Source organism: Stenotrophomonas sp. OVS01A (assembly GCF_019969775.1).
Classification (GTDB): domain Bacteria; phylum Pseudomonadota; class Gammaproteobacteria; order Xanthomonadales; family Xanthomonadaceae; genus Stenotrophomonas; species Stenotrophomonas indicatrix.
This window is the reverse complement of sequence record NZ_JAHXYV010000003.1, coordinates 152,406-169,887: the sequence shown is the minus strand read 5'-3', so window position 1 is coordinate 169,887 and position 17,482 is coordinate 152,406. Positions and strand designations below refer to the sequence as shown.

Sequence of the window (17,482 nt, the reverse complement as noted above, 5' to 3'; positions counted from 1 at the left end):
TGCCGGCCAGCGGCCGGCACTACCGACAGGGCTGCGTGCTGCACGCGGTATCATCATCGCGATTGCCCTGATCTGCCGGAGATGCCGATGACCCCGCTGCGCCCCTTCCGCGACAAGATGCCGGTGCTCGGCCAGCGCGTGTATGTCGATCCGGCCTGCACGATCATCGGCGATGTCGAACTGGCCGATGACGTATCGATCTGGCCGGGCACGGTCATCCGTGGCGACGTCAATTTCGTGCGGATCGGTGCACGCACCAATGTGCAGGACGGCACCATCATCCACGTCAGCCACCACAGCCCGTACAACAAGGCCGGCTACCCGACCCTGATCGGCGAAGGCGTCACCGTCGGCCATGGCTGCATCATCCACGCCTGCAGCATCGGCGATTACACCCTGATCGGCATGGGCGCGTGCATCCTCGACGGTGCCCGGGTCGAGCGCCATGGCTTCGTCGGTGCCGGTGCGGTGGTCGGCCCCGGCAAGGTGGTGGGCGAAGGCGAACTGTGGGTGGGCAACCCTGCCCGTCCGGCGCGCACGCTCAGCGACAAGGAGATCGAGTCGCTGCACTATTCGGCCGACCACTACGTGCGGCTGAAGGACGAATACCTGGGCTGAGGCCGCCTCGCCAATGGCCGGGCTCTGCTAAAGTCTGGGCCCGACCAGGAACCGTCGAGACCCCCATGCCCGTGGCTGCACGCCGGAGAGGACTCCAGCGCCCACTTCGGCGGCCATCGCGCTGATGGCCGCGCCGATGCTCGATACCTACCGCGAGGTGGTAACGCCGGAAGGCGTGCCGCTGCAGTTGCCTGCGGCCGGCCCGATGCCGCGTGCGCTGGCCTGGCTGATCGACCTGGCCGTCCGCTTCGGCGCGCTCACCGCGCTGTCCATTCCGCTGGCCCTGCTCGATGAGTTCGGCCGCGGCCTGTACATGGCGCTGATGTTCCTGCTGATGTGGGCCTACCCCATCGTCTGCGAAGCGCTGTGGGGCCGTACCCTCGGCAAGCGCGTGCTGGGCCTGCGGGTGCTCGCGCAGGATGGCGCGCCGGTGGGCTGGATGGCCTCGATCACCCGCAACCTGCTGCGCACCGTGGACATGCTGCCTTTCGGCTACGCACTGGGCCTGATCAGCAGCCTGTTCGATCCGCATGGCCGCCGCCTGGGCGATCTGGTTGCCGGCACGATGGTGGTACATGCACCGCCGCATTACCTGCCGCCGCCGGCCACCATCGACAGCGCGCTGGCGCCGCCGCAACCGCTGCGGCCGGAGGAACAGGCGGCGGTGATGGCCTTCGCCGAGCGCGCGCCACGCCTGTCACCCGCACGCCAGCAGGAACTGGCCGGCATCGCCGAGCCGTTGACCAGCGCGTCCGGCCAGGTCGGTGTGCTGCGCCTGTATGCAATGGCCAACTGGTTGCTGGGACGACGATGAAGCAAGAGCAGTTCGTCGCCCGCCATCAACAGGAATGGCATGACCTGGAGCAGTGGCTGCAGCATCGCGCCGGTGCCTCGCGTCGGCGTCGGCGCAGGCCGGGCGCGGAAGAAGCCGGCGATGTCAGCTTCCCGCAGCGTTACCGACGGCTGTGCCAGCAGCTGGCGCTGGCCCGCGAACGCGGCTACAGCCCGCAGCTGGTGCAACGCCTGCAGCAGTTGATGCAGCACGGCCATGGCGTGCTGTACCGCACGCCGCCGACCCGCTGGCGGCGCGCGCTGGAATTCCTGGTTGCTGATTTTCCGCTGCTGGTGCGCAGCCAGGCGCGCAGCATGTGGGCAGCGCTGGCGATGTTCGCAGTGCCGGCGCTGGCCTGCTTCGTGCTGGTGCAGGTGTACCCGGACAGCATCCACCTGCTGATGGACAACGGCCAGATCGCCGAGATGGAGCGCATGTACGATCCATCCGCCGAGCGCCTGGGCCGCGACAGCGGCACCGACTGGATGATGTTCGGCTACTACATCATGAACAACATCAGCATCGCCCTGCGCACCTTCGCCAGCGGCCTGCTGGCGGGGTTGGGCACGCTGCTGGTGCTGCTGTTCAACGGCATCACCATCGGCGCGGTCGCCGGCCACCTGCAGCACATCGGCCATGGCGGCCCGTTCTGGCGCTTTGTGGCCGGCCACGGTGCGTTCGAGCTGACCGCGATCGTGATTGCCGGCGGCGCCGGCCTGCAGTTGGGCATGAAACTGCTGGCTCCCGGGCGGCGGCGCCGAGTGGATGCGCTGGTCGAAGGCGGGCGCATCGGCGCGCGGCTGTGCCTGGGCGTGGCCTTCATGCTGCTGCTGGCCGCGTTCGTGGAAGCGTTCTGGTCCTCCATCGCCGACATTCCGGCCGCAGTGAAGTTCAGCGTGGCCGGGGTGCTGTGGGCCGGCGTGCTGCTGTGGCTGTGGCGCGGTGGACGCGGAGGTGGCCATGCGGATTGACCATCTGGACGTGGTGCTGCGCGCGCGCAGCAGCTGGGAAGCGATGGAGCTGGGCAGCGCGCTGGCCCGCCGCCACGCCCGCGGTGTGTGGGGCAGCTGGCTGCTGGCCAGTGCACCGTTGTTCGTGCTGTTCAATGCACTGGCCTGGTGGCTGGATGCCTTCGGCTGGGCGTGGCTGGCGATGTGGTGGTGCAAACCGTTGTTCGAACGCGCACCGCTGTACGTGCTCTCGCGCGGCATCTTCGGCGAACGGGTCGGCCCGCGCGATGCGCTGCGCGCACAGCGGCAGTGGGGCGGCAGCGGCTTCTGGGGCTATCTGGGCTGGCGCCGTTTCAGCGGCCTGCGCAGCCTGTGCCTGCCGGTCAATCTGCTGGAGGGCAATGCGCCCGCCCAGCGTGGCCCACGCAGGCGTGCAGTCGCCGCCGGCGCTGCGGGCCCTGCGCTGGTGCTGGCGGTGATCTGCCTGGCATTCGAACTGGTGCTGGTGGTGGGCGCGATCGCCACTATCTTCATCTTCATCCCGCTGGAACTGCTGCCCGAATCCTGGCGCGCAGCGTGGGCGATGGTCAGCGTGGAGGCGCCTGCGTGGGCCAAGCTTGGCTTCAACCTGTTGTGCTGGCTGGCGGCGGCGCTGATCGGGCCGTTCTACGTGGGCGCCGGCTTCGGCCTGTACTTGAACCGACGCACGCAGATGGAAGCCTGGGACGTGGAAATCGCCCTGCGCCGCCTGCGCGAACGCCTGCTGCCGGTCGCCTCTTCGTTGGTGCTGCTGTTGTGCCTGGCGCTGCCGTTGGCGCCCGTGCACGCACAGGACGCCGACACGCCGGACGCCGCGCAGACCGCCACGGCCAACGCCGATGAAGACGAAGAAGCGGAAGACGCTGAAGAAGCCGAAGAAGCGGCCACTGCGGAAAACGATCCGGCCAATACACCGGCGCTGATCTTCGGCGACACGCCGGTGGATACCGCTGGCTTCCGCCAGGCCGTGAACCGCGCCTACGAAGATCCGTTGCAGCGGCCGACGCGGCAGGTCAGCCGATGGAAGCCGATCGAAGACGCCGCCGAGAAGCAGAAAGACAAGAAAGAGCTGCAGAAGGACAGCAGCAGCAACGCGGACCGTACGTCGCGCAAGAGCGGCCAGTTGTGGCTGGCCCGGCTCGCCGAATGGGGCCTGTGGGGGCTGCTGGGGGTCCTGCTGCTGGTGCTGCTGTTGACCGCGCGGCTGTGGCTGCCGTGGTTGCGCGGTTCCGGCCGCCGCAAGGAAAAGCAGGCACCGCAGATCACCGAAGAGCAGGTGGAAATGCCGGTGGTGCTGCCGCCGGATGTGGCGACCCAGGCCGGGTTGCTGTGGGACCAGGGACGGCCACGGCAGGCGCTGGCGCTGCTCTATCGTGCCAGCGTGCGCACGCTGGTGGAGCGCACCGGCATCGCGTTGCCGCCCGGTGCCACCGAAGCACAGTGCCTGCGTGCCTCGCGGCGCATGTCCGACAGCACCGACCGTGAACTGTTCGCGCGCATCGTGCGCATGTGGCAGTACGCCGCATACGGCGGGCGCCTGCCCACCCGCAGCGATTTCGACGCGTTGGCCAGCACGCTGCGCCAGCAGTACGGGTGGCAGGCATGAGCCCGCGCCTGTTCTGGTCGTTGCTGCTCGGCGCGCTGGTCCTGCTCGGGGTGCCGCTGACCATCCTGTTCCTGCGCACGCATGAAAAGGTGACCGAGACCATCGTGCTGCCGCCGCAGGGCGAAGCCAGCTACAACCCGCTGTATGTGCTGGGCCAGGCGCTGCGCGCCGACGGCATCGAGGTGCAGTCCCGGCAGCGGCTGGACCTGGCACAGATGCCACTGGCGGCCACCGATACGGTGGTATTGCTGCAGGACACCGCCGACATGCCGCCGCGCACCGCACAGGCCCTGCTGGACTGGGTCGGCACGGGTGGCCATCTGCTGCTGCGCACGCAGCCACCGGCCGAGGACGATGCCAGCAGCACGCAGGGCCCCCTGCTGGACAGGATCGGCGTGGACAGCCTGTTCCATGGCAGCGACTGCCAACCCTTCCACGTAGTCGATGATCCCAGCCACGTCGAGTTCTGCGGCGGCCGGCGCTTCAGCCTGGGCTTCCAGGCCAACGCCACGGCCGAGCGCCGCTGGGGTGGCCAGGAAGGACTGGTGTTCGCGCGCCTGCCGCACGGCAAGGGCCGCATCGACGTGCTGGCGGACATGGACGTCATGCGCGGTGAAGGCCCGTCCGCATCAACACGCCGCCGCGCGGTCGACGCCGATGCCGTTGCCCGCGATGGCCTGCATGACCTCTCCCACCGCGACCTGACGCGCTACCTGCTCGATCCCAACTATGGGCGCGGCACGATGTGGCTGGTATACGGCAGCCGCCCGCCCTCGCTGGGCGCGCGCATCTTCTACCAGGGCTGGCCGCTGTGGGTGCCGCTGCTGCTGGCGATCCTCGGCTGGCTGTGGTCACGCGCGCAACGCTTCGGCAGTGCCCTGCCCGCGCCGGTGGTCGAACGCCGTTCGTTGCTGGAACACGTCCGCGCCAGTGGCGAACTGCTGCTGCGCTTCGGCCATGGCACGCGCCTGTACCTGGCCGTGCAGGCGCTGTTCCTGCACCGCCTGCGCCTGCGCGCGCCCGTCGCTGCGGCACTCGACGGTGCTGCGCGCGACCAGGCCATCGCCGCAGTGTTGCAATGGCCCGTCAGTCGAGTCGCCAGTGCCCTCACTCCGCCTTCGCCGCATGATTCCTCCGCCCTGCGCGAGCGCATCCGCTTGCTGCTCCAGATGAGATCCCTGCTATGACCGATGCCCCTGAACTTCCGGCGGCCGCCACCGCCCGCCTGATCGAACGCGTCGACGCCATCCGCCAGGCCGTCGGCCATGCCTTCATCGGCCAGGCCGATGTGCTCGACCAGATCCTGGTCGCCCTGCTGGCCGGTGGCCACGTGCTGATCGAAGGCGTGCCCGGCCTCGGCAAGACCCTGCTGGTGCGCGCGCTGGCACAGGCACTGGAGCTGGACTATGGCCGCGTGCAATTCACCCCCGACCTGATGCCCAGCGACGTCAGCGGCCATGCGGTGTACGACCCGAAGAGCGAGAGCTTCAAGATCCGTCGCGGCCCGGTGTTCACCAACCTGCTGCTGGCCGACGAGATCAACCGGGCCCCGGCCAAGACCCAGTCCGCGCTGCTGGAAGTGATGCAGGAAGGCCAGGTCACCATCGAAGGCAAGGCCTTCACCCTGGCACCGCCGTTCATGGCGCTGGCCACGCAGAACCCGCTGGAACAGGAAGGCACCTATCCGCTGCCGGAAGCGCAGCTGGACCGTTTCCTGCTGAAGGTGCTGATCGACTATCCGCAGCTGGAGGACGAGAAGCGCATGGTCGCGGCGATCACCAGCGGCCGTGCCGCCAGTGATTTCGACCTGAGCCAGGTGCCGCGCGTGCTCGGTGCCGGCGAACTGTTGGCGTTGCAGCAGGCCACCGCGGCAATCACCGTGGATGACGAAGTGATCGACTACGCGGTGCGCATCGTCGCCGCCACCCGGCAGTGGCCGGGCATCGCCGTCGGCGCCGGCCCGCGCGGCAGCATCGCCCTGGTGCGTGCCTCGCGCGCGCAGGCGGTGCTGGCCGGTCGTGACTTTGTCACCCCCGATGATGTGCGCGACATCGCCCGCCCTGCCCTGCGCCACCGCATTGCATTGGCACCGGAGCTGCAGATCGAAGGCCAGGGTGCCGACGACGTGCTGGGTGCGCTGCTGGCCAAGGTGGAAGCGCCGCGCCGATGAGGCCTGCGCCGCTGCTGCTGGCGTTGCTGTTGGCCTGGGCTGCGCTGGGCGGCGTGGTGCTGGCCGGGCTGCTGCCACGCTGGAGCTGGGCGCTGGCCGGCGCACTGGTTGCGGTGCTGGCACTGGTTGATCTGTGGCGGCAGCGACGACGACCATCGCCCAGCGTCGAGCGCGACGTGCCCGAAGCCCTGGCACTGGGCGTGCGCCGCGAGATCGGCCTGCGCCTGCAGTCCGGGCAGGCCATGCAGGTACAGGTATTCGATCTGGTGCCAGGCGGTTGGCCACTGGAATCACTGCCGCAACGCGTGCAGTTGCGGGCGGGCCATGCCAGTTCGCTGCATTACCACGTGCAGCCGCAGCAGCGCGGCCGCTTTGCCTTCGAAGGCGTGCAGCTGCGCATCCGCTCGCCATGGCGGTTGTGGTGGCAGCAACGCACGCTGCCACCGGCGCTGGAGGTGCGGGTCTATCCCAACTTCGTGCCACTCACCCGATTTGCGCTGTTCAGTGCCGACCAGGCCTCGCGACTGGTCGGTGCACATGTGAAGCGCCGCCGTGGCGAAGGCACCGACTTCCACCAGATGCGCGAGTACCGCATCGGCGACAGCCTGCGCCAGCTCGACTGGAAGGCCACCGCCCGCGCCCGCAAGCTGATCTCGCGCGAGTACCAGGACGAGAAGAACCAGCAGCTGCTGCTGATGCTCGACAGCGGCCGGCGCATGCTGGCCAGTGAAGGCGGACTCTCGCATTTCGACCATGCCTTGAACGCCTCGCTGGTGGTGGCCTACCTGGCATTGCGCCAGGGCGATGCTGCCGGCCTGTTCGCGGTAGGCGGCGAGCGTCGCTGGGTGGCGCCGCAGCGCGGCATGGACACGGTGCAGCATCTGTTGCGCGCCAGCTACGACCTGCAGCCGCAGGCCGTGGCCACCGATTACCTGGCTGCCGCCACCGAAGTCTCACTGCGCCAGCCCCGGCGCGCGCTGGTGATGCTGGTCAGCAACGTGCGCGACGAGGACATCGAAGACCTGCTTGCGGCGGTGCGCCTGCTGCAGCGCCGTCATCTGGTGTGCGTAGCCAGCCTGCGCGAGCGCGAGCTGGATGCTGCGCTGGAAGGTGAGGTGCACACGGTGGAAGATGCCGCGCAGGCCGGTGCCGCCGCGCTGTACCTGCAACAGCGCGCGCAGGCGCATGACGCGCTGCGTGCCGAACGGGTGATGGTGCTGGACGTCACGGCCGATGCCCTGCCCGCCGCGCTGGTGGAGCGCTATCTGGCGGTGAAGCGCGAAGGGCTGCTGTAACCGGTAGTGCCGGCCGCTGGCCGGCGGATCACCACAACCGCCGGGCATGGCCCGGCGCTACCGACGCTCCGCCTTGGTAGATGCCAACCTTGGTTGGCACACCATCAACGGCGCCGACCAAGGTCGGCCTCTACCCACAACGGTTGCCGGCCAGCGGCCGGCACTACCCCTGCAGCAAGCGCTTCTGCAACCGCTCCACCGCGCGCTGCAGCAGCACGCGATGCCGCGCCAATTTCATCCACTGCGGCAGCCGCGAGAACATCGAGCGATGATGCCCTTTGGTTTCACGCAGTGTCGCGACGGCGTACTCATGAAGCGCCTGCAGATGCTCCGCGTTGTAGGCCCACAGCAAGCCCGCACGGGTGGGTTCAACAAGATGCAGCGGCAGGCCGAAGTGCGGATCAGCCGGCTCGGCATCGCGCAGCGGGGTGGCCGACACGTCGACATCGCTGCTGCGCCCACATTGCCCACATCGCGCGGGAAAGGTGGCCAGCGAACGAACGCCCGACGCTATCCGGCGCTGCACGTACAGCCATTGGTGCCCGCAGTACCCGCACGGCCGGCGTCCCTGCATGCACACCGCGCCCACCCAGTCGCCACTGTCCAGCGCAACGCTGCAGCCGGTGCAGCGGAAACGCACCGTCCAACGGTAGGGCTGCCAGCTCGCCAGCACCCAGCCCGGCGTATCGCAGCGGTGGCAGCGCACCGCGATGCGGTCGGCGAACGCATTCAGGCCGCGACCATCGTCGAAATGACGGCCCGGCACGGGAGCAGGACGCCCGCGCCGACCGGGCGGGCGTTGCACCGCCATCAGACGTAGATCCGCGTCGGCGCCTCGTCGACGATCGCGTGCGGCACGAAGCGCGCGCTGTCGCGGGTGATCGCGCTGTCGTCCTCGCGGATGCCGATGCCGCAGGCGTGGTCGCCGATCACCCAGCTGCCGATCAGCGGGTAACCGCCTTCGAAGCGGGTGAGCGGATGCGCGCGCTGGAGAATCGCCGGACCGTCGTAGGGGCCATCACTACGCTGCGTGCTGCCGTCGGCCAGGTGCATCTCGATGTTGGCACCTTCGCGCGAGAACAGCGGTTTGCGCACCCAGCCCGATGCCAGCGCGCTGCCGTCATCGAAATGTGCTTCCAGCAGGTTCGGGTGACCGACGTTGCGCTGCCACAGCAACGGCAGAATGCCCTTGTTGCTCAACACCGCCTTCCATGCCGGTTCCAGCAGCTGCACGCCCGAGCCCGGCAGCGCACGACCGAATTCCTCGGCCATCAAGTCTTCCAGCGGGTACAGCTTGAACAGCGTGCCGATCACCGTATCGTCCAGCGCGGTGAAGCGCCCGTCTTCGGACAGGCCGATGTCCTCGATGGCGATCGCCTGCCCGTGCAGGCCCGTCTGCGAAGCGCAGTCGCGCAGATACTCGACCGTACCGCGGTCTTCGTCCGAGCTGCCCACCGCACTGAAATACAGCGGCGGCGGCAGCTGCGTGGCCAGTTCGCCGAAGCGTTCGACCAGGGCTTCATGGATCGCGTTGAACTGGTCGGCGTGCTGCGGCAGGCGGCCGGCGTTGCGCTGGTCCTCCAGCCACTGCCACTGGAAGAAGCTGGCTTCAAACAGCGAGGTCGGCGTGTCGTAGTTCAGTTCGTACAGCTTGGCCGGGCCGGTGCCGTCGTAGGCCAGGTCCAGGCGCCCGTACAGGTGCGGCTGGCGCTGGCGCCAGCTGTCGGCGATCCAGTCGCGGTAATGCGCGGGGATCGCCAGCTGGTCCATCAGGCGCTCGCTGGCGATGACATCGCCGACCAGGTCCATCGCCATCTGGTGCAGTTCGGCGCTGGGGTCTTCGATGTCCTGTTCGATCTGGCGCAGGGTGAAGGCGTAATACGCGCTTTCATCCCAGTACGGCTGGCCGTCGATGGTGTGGAAGCGGAAACCGGCTTCCTCCGCACGCGCCCGCCACTGGGCGCGCTCGGCAATACGGATACGTTGCATGGGTCGATCAGCCGCCGACGCTGCTGCCGCTGCGGCGCGCACTGGTGCTGCCGAAGCCGCTGCGGCTGGCGGTCACCGCACGGTTCGGTTCGCTGCTGACCGGGGCCAGCCCGGCCTTGCCCGCGCCGATGCCGCTGGCGGTGTTCAGGCCGCCGCTGCCGCCCGGGGCAGGACGCGCCCAACCGGCGCTCTTGTCCTGGTAGGCCGGCGCCGAAGCCGGCGCCTGCGGGGCCAGGCCACCGCGGTTGCTCAGCATCTGCGACATGAAAAAGCCCATCATCATCGGACCGATGAACGAGGTGCCGGCCGAGGTGTGCTGCTGCACGCACTGCTCAGGCTTGTAATCCTGTTCGCAGGCTTCCTTGGTCGCGTACTTCGGCGCTGCGTCGGCAGACTTCTTCTGCGCCTCGGCAAACGCATTGCGGCACGCCGAAGGATCAGCGGTAGCCGTGGTGCAGGCCTCCACCGAGGTATACAGGCCTTCCTGCACCTGCACCTGCTCTTCCTTCTGGCAGGCAGTGAACAGCAGCGGCGCAGCGCTCATCAGCAGCAGCGCGGTGGTGCGGGAACGTTTCATGGCCTCATGCCTTCAAGTCGGAACAATGCCCCATCATGCCAAATCCGGGCCAACAACCGGAATCGGCAAAGTAGGAAAGATGAACGGAATTTCATTTTCGTTGTCCTCTCCCTCGATCCATCCACGCATGGCGTGGATCTACTGGCCCACGGCCACCTGTCGGAGGCGGGTGGGTCCGGTGGCGTCCCCTGCCGCCGGACCCACCCCGCCATCCCGCGGATAGCCCGCTTTTGATTTTGACGTTGATTCGGCAGGTGCAGGGCGCAGCCCGGCCGGACCGCCTCCGGTGGTTGCAGCAGCAACCGAAAAAATTGGCCATGATCAACCGACCCCCACGTCGTACGGCCCGCCCGTTCCGCCAGCCATGCCCGAATACCGCTCCCGCACCTCCACCGCCGGCCGCAACATGGCCGGTGCCCGCGCCCTGTGGCGTGCCACCGGCATGAAGGATGGCGACTTCCACAAGCCGATCATCGCCATCGCCAACTCCTTCACCCAGTTCGTGCCCGGCCACGTGCACCTGAAGGACCTTGGCCAGCTGGTCGCGCGCGAGATCGAACAGGTCGGCGGCGTCGCCAAGGAATTCAACACCATCGCCGTGGACGACGGCATCGCCATGGGCCACGACGGCATGCTGTACTCGCTGCCCAGCCGCGAGATCATCGCCGACGCCGTCGAATACATGGTCAATGCCCACTGCGCCGATGCGCTGGTGTGCATCAGCAACTGCGACAAGATCACCCCCGGCATGCTGATGGCGGCGCTGCGCCTGGACATCCCGGTGGTGTTCGTCTCCGGCGGACCAATGGAAGCCGGCAAGACCAAGCTGTCCGAGCACAAGCTGGACCTGGTCGACGCGATGGTCGTCGCTGCCGATGACAGCGCTTCGGACGAGAAGGTCGCCGACTACGAGCGCAGCGCCTGCCCGACGTGTGGCTCGTGCTCGGGCATGTTCACCGCCAACTCGATGAACTGCCTGACCGAAGCACTGGGCCTGTCGCTGCCGGGCAACGGCACCACCCTGGCCACGCATGCCGACCGCGAAGCGTTGTTCCGTCGCGCCGGCCGCCTGATCGTCGAACTCTGCCACCGCTGGTATGGCGGCGAAGACCCGCGTGCGCTGCCGCGCGGCATCGCCACCCAGGCCGCGTTCGCCAACGCCATGACCCTGGACATCGCCATGGGCGGCTCGACCAATACCATCCTGCACCTGCTGGCCGCCGCGCAGGAAGGCGAGGTCGACTTCGACCTGACCCACATCGATGCACTGTCGCGGCGCGTGCCGCAGCTGTGCAAGGTGGCACCGAACACGCCGAAGTACCACATCGAGGACGTGCACCGCGCCGGTGGTGTGTTCGGCATCCTCGGTGAACTGGATCGCGCCGGCCTGCTGGATACCTCGGTGCCGACCGTGCACAGCGCCACGCTCGGTGAAGCACTGGATCGCTGGGACGTGATGCGCAGCGACAACGACACCCTGCACACCTTCTTCAAGGCGGGTCCCGCCGGCATTCCCACCCAGGAGGCCTTCAGCCAGGCCACGCGCTGGCCGTCGCTGGACCAGGATCGCGCCGAAGGCTGCATCCGTGCACTCGAACATGCCTATTCGCAGGAAGGCGGGCTGGCCGTGCTGCGCGGCAACCTCGCCGTCGACGGTTGCGTGGTGAAGACGGCAGGCGTGGACGAATCGATCCACGTGTTCGAAGGCAATGCGCGCGTGTTCGAAAGCCAGGACGCCGCCGTGGCCGGCATTCTTGCCGATGAAGTGAAGCCCGGCGACGTGGTGGTGATCCGCTACGAAGGCCCGAAGGGCGGCCCGGGCATGCAGGAGATGCTGTACCCGACCAGCTACCTGAAGTCGAAAGGCCTGGGCAAGCAGTGCGCATTGCTGACCGACGGCCGATTCTCCGGTGGCACCTCGGGCCTGTCGATCGGCCACGTTTCGCCGGAAGCGGCCAGCGGCGGTGTGATCGGACTGGTGGAGGATGGTGACCGCATCCGCATCGACATCCCGGCGCGGCGCATCGACCTGCTGGTGGAGGAGGCGACGCTGGTCCAGCGCCGCGCCGACGCCGATGCACGGGGCTGGAAACCGCGCGCACCGCGCCCACGCAAGGTCACCAGCGCGCTGAAGGCCTATGCCCTGCTGGCCACCAGCGCCGACAAGGGCGCCGTGCGCAACACCGCCCTGCTGGGCGACTGAAGACCGGTAGTGCCGGCCGCTGGCCGGCAGCCTCCCTCGTAGTCCGCTAAGGTATCCCAACATCACCGACACGGAGGTTGTGATGACGTCACTTTTCCTCGCACTGGCCGTGGCCATGGGCGCGAGCGCCGAACCGCCGCAGGCCCCTGACTGCAGCTACGACCGCGCGGCGATGCTGGCGATGGAACCGGGCATGTTCGACCAGGACATGGACGGGGGCTGGCGCCCGCTGGCCGATCGCGGCTGCACCCAGGAAGCCGCGGACCTGCTGGCCGCGTATGCGGCATTGCCCAAGGCGACGGGCAACACCACCCTCGTCTGGCACGAAGGGCAGCTGCGCGCGGAGCTTGGGCAAACCGCGCAGGCGATTGCGCTGATGCAGCGCACCTACAAGCCGAAGGACACCGACCCCGGCTACTGGAACGCCTACGTGGACGGCACGATCGCGTTCCTGCGGCGTGATCGCAGCGGACTGGAAAAGGCACGTGCCGCGCTGGTCGCGATACCGACGCCACCCACGATGGCGGAGAACATCAGGAGCGGTCGTTTCCACTTCACTACCAAAGGCGGGCAGCAGGTGGATGCCCCTTGGCCGCCGAATCTCGATGTGCTCGATGCCTTCCTGCGCTGCTTCGACCGCGATTACCACAATGCGATGGGCAACCCGGCCTGCCGGAAGCCGGAAGGCGGTTGAGGCTCTCCGCCGGGCATGGCCCGGCGCTACCAGTGCGGGCTCAGCCGATGGTGCGCTTGAACGGCGGCAGCGCGTCGATGATGCGCTTGCCGTAACGGCGGGTCAGCAGGCGCGAGTCGAGGATGATCACCCGCCCGGTGTCGGTGGAGGTGCGGATCAGGCGGCCGGCGAACTGGGTCAGCGTGCGCAGCGCATGCGGGATCGCGATCAGGTTGAACGCATTGAGCCCACGCGCTTCCACCCATTCGCTCAGGGTGGCGGTCTGCGGATCGGTCGGCACCGCGAACGGCACCTGGGTGATCACCACCGTGGTGCAGGCCTCACCGGGAAGATCCAGGCCTTCGCCGAACGAGTTCAGCCCGAACAGCACCGAACCCTCGCCGGCGGCGACACGGCGCAGGTGTTCGTCGATCATGCGCGTCTTCGACATCTCGCCCTGCACCAGCACCTGCTTGCGCTTGGCGGCCGGCATCAGGCCCGCCACCTTCTCCATCTTCCAGCGCGAGGTGAACAGCACCATCGAGCCCTTCGTCCAGTCCAGTTCCTTGCCGATGTAGCGCGCCACTTCGCGCGGATGGCCTTCGCGGTCATCGGGCGTGACCGGGAACGGCGGAACGATCAGCTCGGCCTGGTTGGGCAGGTCGAACGGCGAGGACAGCGAGACCATCTCGGCAGTTTCGGGGATGCCGTTGTCGATCGCCAGCGCCTGGAAGTCGCCGCCACCGGTCAGCGTCGCCGAGGTCATCACCACCGAATCCACTTCATCCCACAACAGCTTGCGCAGCACGTGCGCGGCCGACACCGGCGAGCCATGCAGCACCAGGTCGCCATCGCGGGTGGCGGTCACCCAGCGTGCCATCGGGGGCGCGCCTTCCTTGTCTTCGCGGCGCCAGACCTGCCACAGGTTGTACTGCTGCTCGATCATCTCCAGGGCCATGCCGAGGTTGCGCTGCAGGCGCTCGCGCGCCGGATCGTCCGGCTTGCCCTTGGCGACCTGCGCGGTGGCCGCGTGCGCCCAGTTGTAGAGGCTGCGGGTATCGTCGGCCAGCGCCTCGATCGGCTCGCGCCAGGCCTCGGGCAGGCGTCCGTTGGCCGCGCGCCACATCGGCTCCTCGTCGGCCGGCGCCGGCATCCATACCGCCTCGACGTGGTCGCGGAACGCACGCAGGCCCTTGGCTACGTTGCTGGCCGCGTCGATGGCTTCGTTCGGCAGAAGGTTGCCGAGGCGATCCTTGTCGACCGCGCGGTAGGCACCGGCGATCAGGATCTGCAGGCGGCCGGTGCGCTTGGCCATTTCATCCAATGCCAGGCTGGCCGCGCCCTGGTCGATGGCCACGTTGCCCACGTGGTGGCCTTCGTCGAGTACCAGCAGCATGTCCGACGGCGCGGCGATCATCGGCTGGCCGTTGTCGCTGTCACCAATGGACAGCGCCGACAGCAGCAGCGCGTGGTTGGTGACCACGATCTGCGCATCGCGCACGGTGTTGCGCGAGCGCAGCACCGCGCACTGCGCCGAGTACGCGCAGCGTCGCCCCGCGCAGCCTGAGGCCGGGGTGGTGATGCGGCTACGCAGGCCAGGACTGATGGTTTCCGGTGCGTTGTCGATGTCGCCGTCCCAGCTGCCGCTGGTGAAGGCCACGGTGAGGCGCTTGGCGATGTCCATCTCGATCGGCGCCAGCGGGCGGTCGAACAGCGGCTGCTCGTCCTCGAACATGCCGTTCTGCGCGCCCTCGCCGTGCGCCTCGGCGGCGTTGCGCGTGCACAGGTAGCGGGTGCGGCCCTTGGCCAGGGCAACGGTCGCCTCCAGGCCGGTGGCCTTGAGGAAGTTCGGAATATCGCGCTCGACCAGCTGCGACTGCAGCGCCACGGTACCGGTGCTGATCACCAGCTTCTTCTTGCTGGCCAGGGCAATCGGCACCCCGGCGGTCAGGTAGCCCAGGCTCTTGCCAACGCCGGTCGGCGCCTCGACCACGCCCACGCCACCGCTGGTGGACAGCGCACGCGACACCACGCCGATCATCTGGCTCTGCGAGCGGCGGGTGGAGAAGCCGGGGGTGTTGGCCTGCAGCGTCGTGTACGCCTTGCGGATCGCGTCCTTCAAGGTGTCATCGAGCTTGCGTGGAGCGGCGACGGTTTCGGTCACGCCAGAACTACCGTAGCGGGGTCAGGCCGGCCATTGTCGCATGGCCGGCCACGGGCTCCGAGGCGCGGGCGCTGAACAGGGTCAGCCGCGTCGCGCGATGGCTGGATGCGCGCCCCGCAACGCTACCGACGCGGCCAAGGCCGCCATCGGAGTCAGGGCGTAGCGGCGCGCTGCCGCAGCAACCGTACCAGTGCCCAGACCAGCAGGACCGTGCCGACGGCATCCAGCATCGCCAGGCCGAAGTGCACCACGCCCAGCACGGTGCTCAGCTGCGAGATCGCGCCGAAGTCACCGTTGCTGACCATCCACATCGGCACCAGGTTGGCCAGCAGGCTGCCCATGCTGGACGCCAGCAACAGCAGCAGGCCGGTCAGCGCCCCGGTACGTGCCGGATCGCGCGGCGCGCCCATCACCCAGACCAGGCCAACGCACAGGGCAATCAGCACCGGCAGGCGCACGCCGACCATGGTCAGCAGGGAGACCATCAGAGCCTGGGTATCCATCGATCAGTCCTGCCCGGCGAAGGCGCCTGCACCGGCGCGCAGCTGCTGGTAGACCTCGTCGGTCTGCGGGCGTACGGCATGCCACTGCAGGAAGCTCTCCGCCGCCTGCTCGACCAGCATGCCCAGGCCATCGACCGTGTTGCGGCACTGCGCGGCGCGTGCCCAGGCCAGGAAGGCGATGGCGGCCTCGCCGTAGTTCAGGTCGACGGCCGTGGTCATCGAATTGACCAGCGACAGCGGCAGCTTGAACTCGGCGTCGCGATCGCGGCCGGCCGAGGTGGCGTTGAGGATCAGTTCGAAATCACCGAGGTCGCGCAGATCGTCCCAGTAGCGGCTGAGCGCGCGGCCCGGCTCGCCCATGGCATCGATCAGTTCATCGGCACGTTCCGGCGTGCGGTTGACCACCACCAGTTCGGTGATGCCGGCATCCAGCAGCGCCGGAGCGACGCTGCGCGCCGAACCACCGGCGCCCAGCAGCAGCACGCGGCGGCCGCGCAGGTCCAGACTGTGGCGGTCGGTGAGGTCACGCACCAGGCCGATGCCATCGGTGGTGTCACCGTGCCAGCGGTCGCCCTTGCGCAGCAGGGTATTGACCGAGCCGGCGCGGCGCGCGCGTGCGGTCAGCGTAGTGCACACCGAGAACGCCGCTTCCTTGTGCGGCGAGGTGACGTTGGCACCGACCCCGCCTTCGGAGGCGAACGCCTCCAGCCCGGCCAGGAATGCGTCCGGGGCGAGATCGATGCTGCGGTAGTCGAGGGAGATGCCTTCCTGGCGACCGAACGCCGCATGGATCTGCGGCGACTTCGAGTGGGCGACGGGGTGTCCGAAGACGGCGTAACGATCGGTCATGGAATCCTCAAGCTGGCTAGACTGGTGCTCTTTCGTGCATGGACCTGGATGATGCGTATCGCCCCGACCCTGCTGGTGCTCGCCGCCAGTCTACTCTCTGCCCCGGTGGCGATGGCGTTGAACGAGTACGGCATCGAAGGCATGGGCGTGGTCTCCACCCGTGCCGATGAAGGCCGGGCCACGATCAGCGCCGATGGCCAGCGCATCGTCTTCGCCCGCCGTGGCGAGGCCGGCTGGGGGCTGTGGCAGGCGCGCGTGGTCGACGGCCGCTGGCAGCAGGCGCAGGCGTTGCCGCTGGCGGTGTCCGGCGAGGTGCGCGATCCGTATTTCAGCCGCGATGGCCGCTGGCTGCTGTTCGCCGCAGGCCGCGAGGGCCGGTCGGGGCTGTACCGGGCGGCGATCGCCGCCGATGGCAGCGTGGGGGCGCCGCAAGCGCTGGCAGGCGATGGTGGCCGCCATGAAGAGCGCGGGCCGGCATTGAGCGCGGACGGGCGACAGCTGCTGTTTGCCCGCCAGCAGGGCCGTGGTGCCGGCTGGGACCTGTTCGCGGCCTCATTGGACGCGCAGGGCGTGCGAGGCCCGGCGACGGCATTGCAGGCATTGAACAGCCCCGCCGATGAAACCGATGGCGACTGGCTGGGCAGCGCTGGCGCGGTGGCCTTCAGCCGGGGCAGCGGTGACACCGCGCAGGTCTGGACCAGCGGTTGTGCATGGACGGGCGCTGCGCTGCAGCCGATCGGACTGTCGTTCAACCAGGCCAGCGGCTGGACCGGCGCGCCGATGGTCGACAACGCCAAGCCGGGCGAAATGATGGTGGCCAGCAGCGCGGCGAAGTCGCCCCGCGCCGGTGGCGTGGATGTATACCGGCTGGCCGTGCCGAAGGTGGCGGCAGTGCCCGGGTGCATGCAGTAGATCCACGCCATGCGTGGATGATGGTTCGGTGGATACCGACCGCCCCCCCCCCGCTCCGGTAGGTGCCGACCTTGGTCGGCACAGAAACAAAACCGCCAACCA

16 protein-coding genes are annotated in these 17,482 nt (G+C 68.6%); 10 read left to right on the top strand and 6 right to left on the bottom strand.

Annotated features, from left to right (window positions below; translation table 11 throughout):
* Nucleotides 1-87 precede the first annotated feature (87 nt).
* From LC407_RS13630 to LC407_RS13600, 7 genes are all read left to right on the top strand, one after another.
* Complete coding sequence (locus LC407_RS13630) at nucleotides 88-618, top strand: gamma carbonic anhydrase family protein (protein ID WP_132825857.1); 531 nt, start codon at nucleotides 88-90, stop codon at nucleotides 616-618.
* 124 nt (nucleotides 619-742) lie between these two features.
* Nucleotides 743-1,432, top strand: coding sequence for an RDD family protein (locus LC407_RS13625; RefSeq protein ID WP_032976856.1), 690 nt, complete (start codon nucleotides 743-745; stop codon nucleotides 1,430-1,432).
* Nucleotides 1,429-2,421, top strand: a complete 993-nt coding sequence (locus LC407_RS13620; RefSeq protein WP_033832487.1) for a stage II sporulation protein M — start codon at nucleotides 1,429-1,431, stop codon at nucleotides 2,419-2,421. The genes LC407_RS13625 and LC407_RS13620 overlap by 4 nt, the downstream gene beginning before the upstream one ends.
* A complete protein-coding gene (locus tag LC407_RS13615; RefSeq protein ID WP_223483006.1) occupies nucleotides 2,411-4,045 on the top strand; it encodes a DUF4129 domain-containing protein in 1,635 nt (544 codons plus the stop codon). Before LC407_RS13620 ends, LC407_RS13615 begins: the two co-directional genes overlap by 11 nt.
* A complete protein-coding gene (locus LC407_RS13610; RefSeq protein ID WP_099785795.1) occupies nucleotides 4,042-5,232 on the top strand; it encodes a DUF4350 domain-containing protein in 1,191 nt (396 codons plus the stop codon). Before LC407_RS13615 ends, LC407_RS13610 begins: the two co-directional genes overlap by 4 nt.
* Complete coding sequence (locus tag LC407_RS13605; RefSeq protein WP_025877520.1) at nucleotides 5,229-6,215, top strand: MoxR family ATPase; 987 nt, start codon at nucleotides 5,229-5,231, stop codon at nucleotides 6,213-6,215. The genes LC407_RS13610 and LC407_RS13605 overlap by 4 nt, the downstream gene beginning before the upstream one ends.
* Nucleotides 6,212-7,510, top strand: coding sequence for a DUF58 domain-containing protein (locus tag LC407_RS13600; protein WP_059065525.1), 1,299 nt, complete (start codon nucleotides 6,212-6,214; stop codon nucleotides 7,508-7,510). The genes LC407_RS13605 and LC407_RS13600 overlap by 4 nt, the downstream gene beginning before the upstream one ends.
* 163 nt (nucleotides 7,511-7,673) lie before the next feature.
* Here LC407_RS13600 and LC407_RS13595 read toward each other — a convergent pair whose 3' ends face one another.
* The 3 genes from LC407_RS13595 to LC407_RS13585 are packed head-to-tail and all read right to left on the bottom strand — an operon-like array spanning nucleotide 7,674 to nucleotide 10,076.
* On the bottom strand, nucleotides 7,674-8,321 hold the full coding sequence (locus LC407_RS13595) for a hypothetical protein (RefSeq protein WP_223483005.1): 648 nt from the start codon (nucleotides 8,319-8,321) through the stop codon (nucleotides 7,674-7,676).
* Nucleotides 8,321-9,499: a glutathionylspermidine synthase family protein gene (locus tag LC407_RS13590; protein WP_223483004.1), complete on the bottom strand. Its 1,179-nt coding sequence runs from the start codon at nucleotides 9,497-9,499 to the stop codon at nucleotides 8,321-8,323. The genes LC407_RS13595 and LC407_RS13590 overlap by 1 nt, the downstream gene beginning before the upstream one ends.
* A 7-nt stretch (nucleotides 9,500-9,506) precedes the next feature.
* Nucleotides 9,507-10,076: a DUF1190 domain-containing protein gene (locus tag LC407_RS13585; RefSeq protein WP_032976852.1), complete on the bottom strand. Its 570-nt coding sequence runs from the start codon at nucleotides 10,074-10,076 to the stop codon at nucleotides 9,507-9,509.
* Nucleotides 10,077-10,440: 364 nt separating this feature from the next.
* Between LC407_RS13585 and ilvD the strand changes: the two genes are divergently transcribed.
* Nucleotides 10,441-12,279 (top strand): dihydroxy-acid dehydratase, encoded by a 1,839-nt coding sequence (ilvD, locus tag LC407_RS13580; RefSeq protein ID WP_025877530.1) that lies wholly within the window; start codon nucleotides 10,441-10,443, stop codon nucleotides 12,277-12,279.
* An 82-nt stretch (nucleotides 12,280-12,361) separates the two neighbouring features.
* Complete coding sequence (locus LC407_RS13575) at nucleotides 12,362-12,973, top strand: hypothetical protein (RefSeq protein ID WP_223483003.1); 612 nt, start codon at nucleotides 12,362-12,364, stop codon at nucleotides 12,971-12,973.
* Nucleotides 12,974-13,013: 40 nt separating this feature from the next.
* On the opposite strand, the gene dinG is transcribed toward LC407_RS13575, so the two are convergent.
* The 3 genes from dinG to aroE form a co-directional block, all read right to left on the bottom strand.
* Nucleotides 13,014-15,116: an ATP-dependent DNA helicase DinG gene (gene dinG / locus LC407_RS13570; protein WP_025877533.1), complete on the bottom strand. Its 2,103-nt coding sequence runs from the start codon at nucleotides 15,114-15,116 to the stop codon at nucleotides 13,014-13,016.
* A gap of 152 nt (nucleotides 15,117-15,268) precedes the next feature.
* Nucleotides 15,269-15,619 carry a hypothetical protein gene (locus LC407_RS13565; protein WP_025877535.1) on the bottom strand — a complete coding sequence of 117 codons (351 nt, stop codon included), beginning with the start codon at nucleotides 15,617-15,619 and terminating at the stop codon, nucleotides 15,269-15,271.
* Between the two features lie 3 nt (nucleotides 15,620-15,622).
* Nucleotides 15,623-16,468: a shikimate dehydrogenase gene (aroE, locus tag LC407_RS13560; RefSeq protein WP_033832490.1), complete on the bottom strand. Its 846-nt coding sequence runs from the start codon at nucleotides 16,466-16,468 to the stop codon at nucleotides 15,623-15,625.
* Between the two features lie 48 nt (nucleotides 16,469-16,516).
* Between aroE and LC407_RS13555 the strand changes: the two genes are divergently transcribed.
* A complete protein-coding gene (locus LC407_RS13555; RefSeq protein WP_223483002.1) occupies nucleotides 16,517-17,380 on the top strand; it encodes a hypothetical protein in 864 nt (287 codons plus the stop codon).
* Nucleotides 17,381-17,482: the final 102 nt, after the last annotated feature.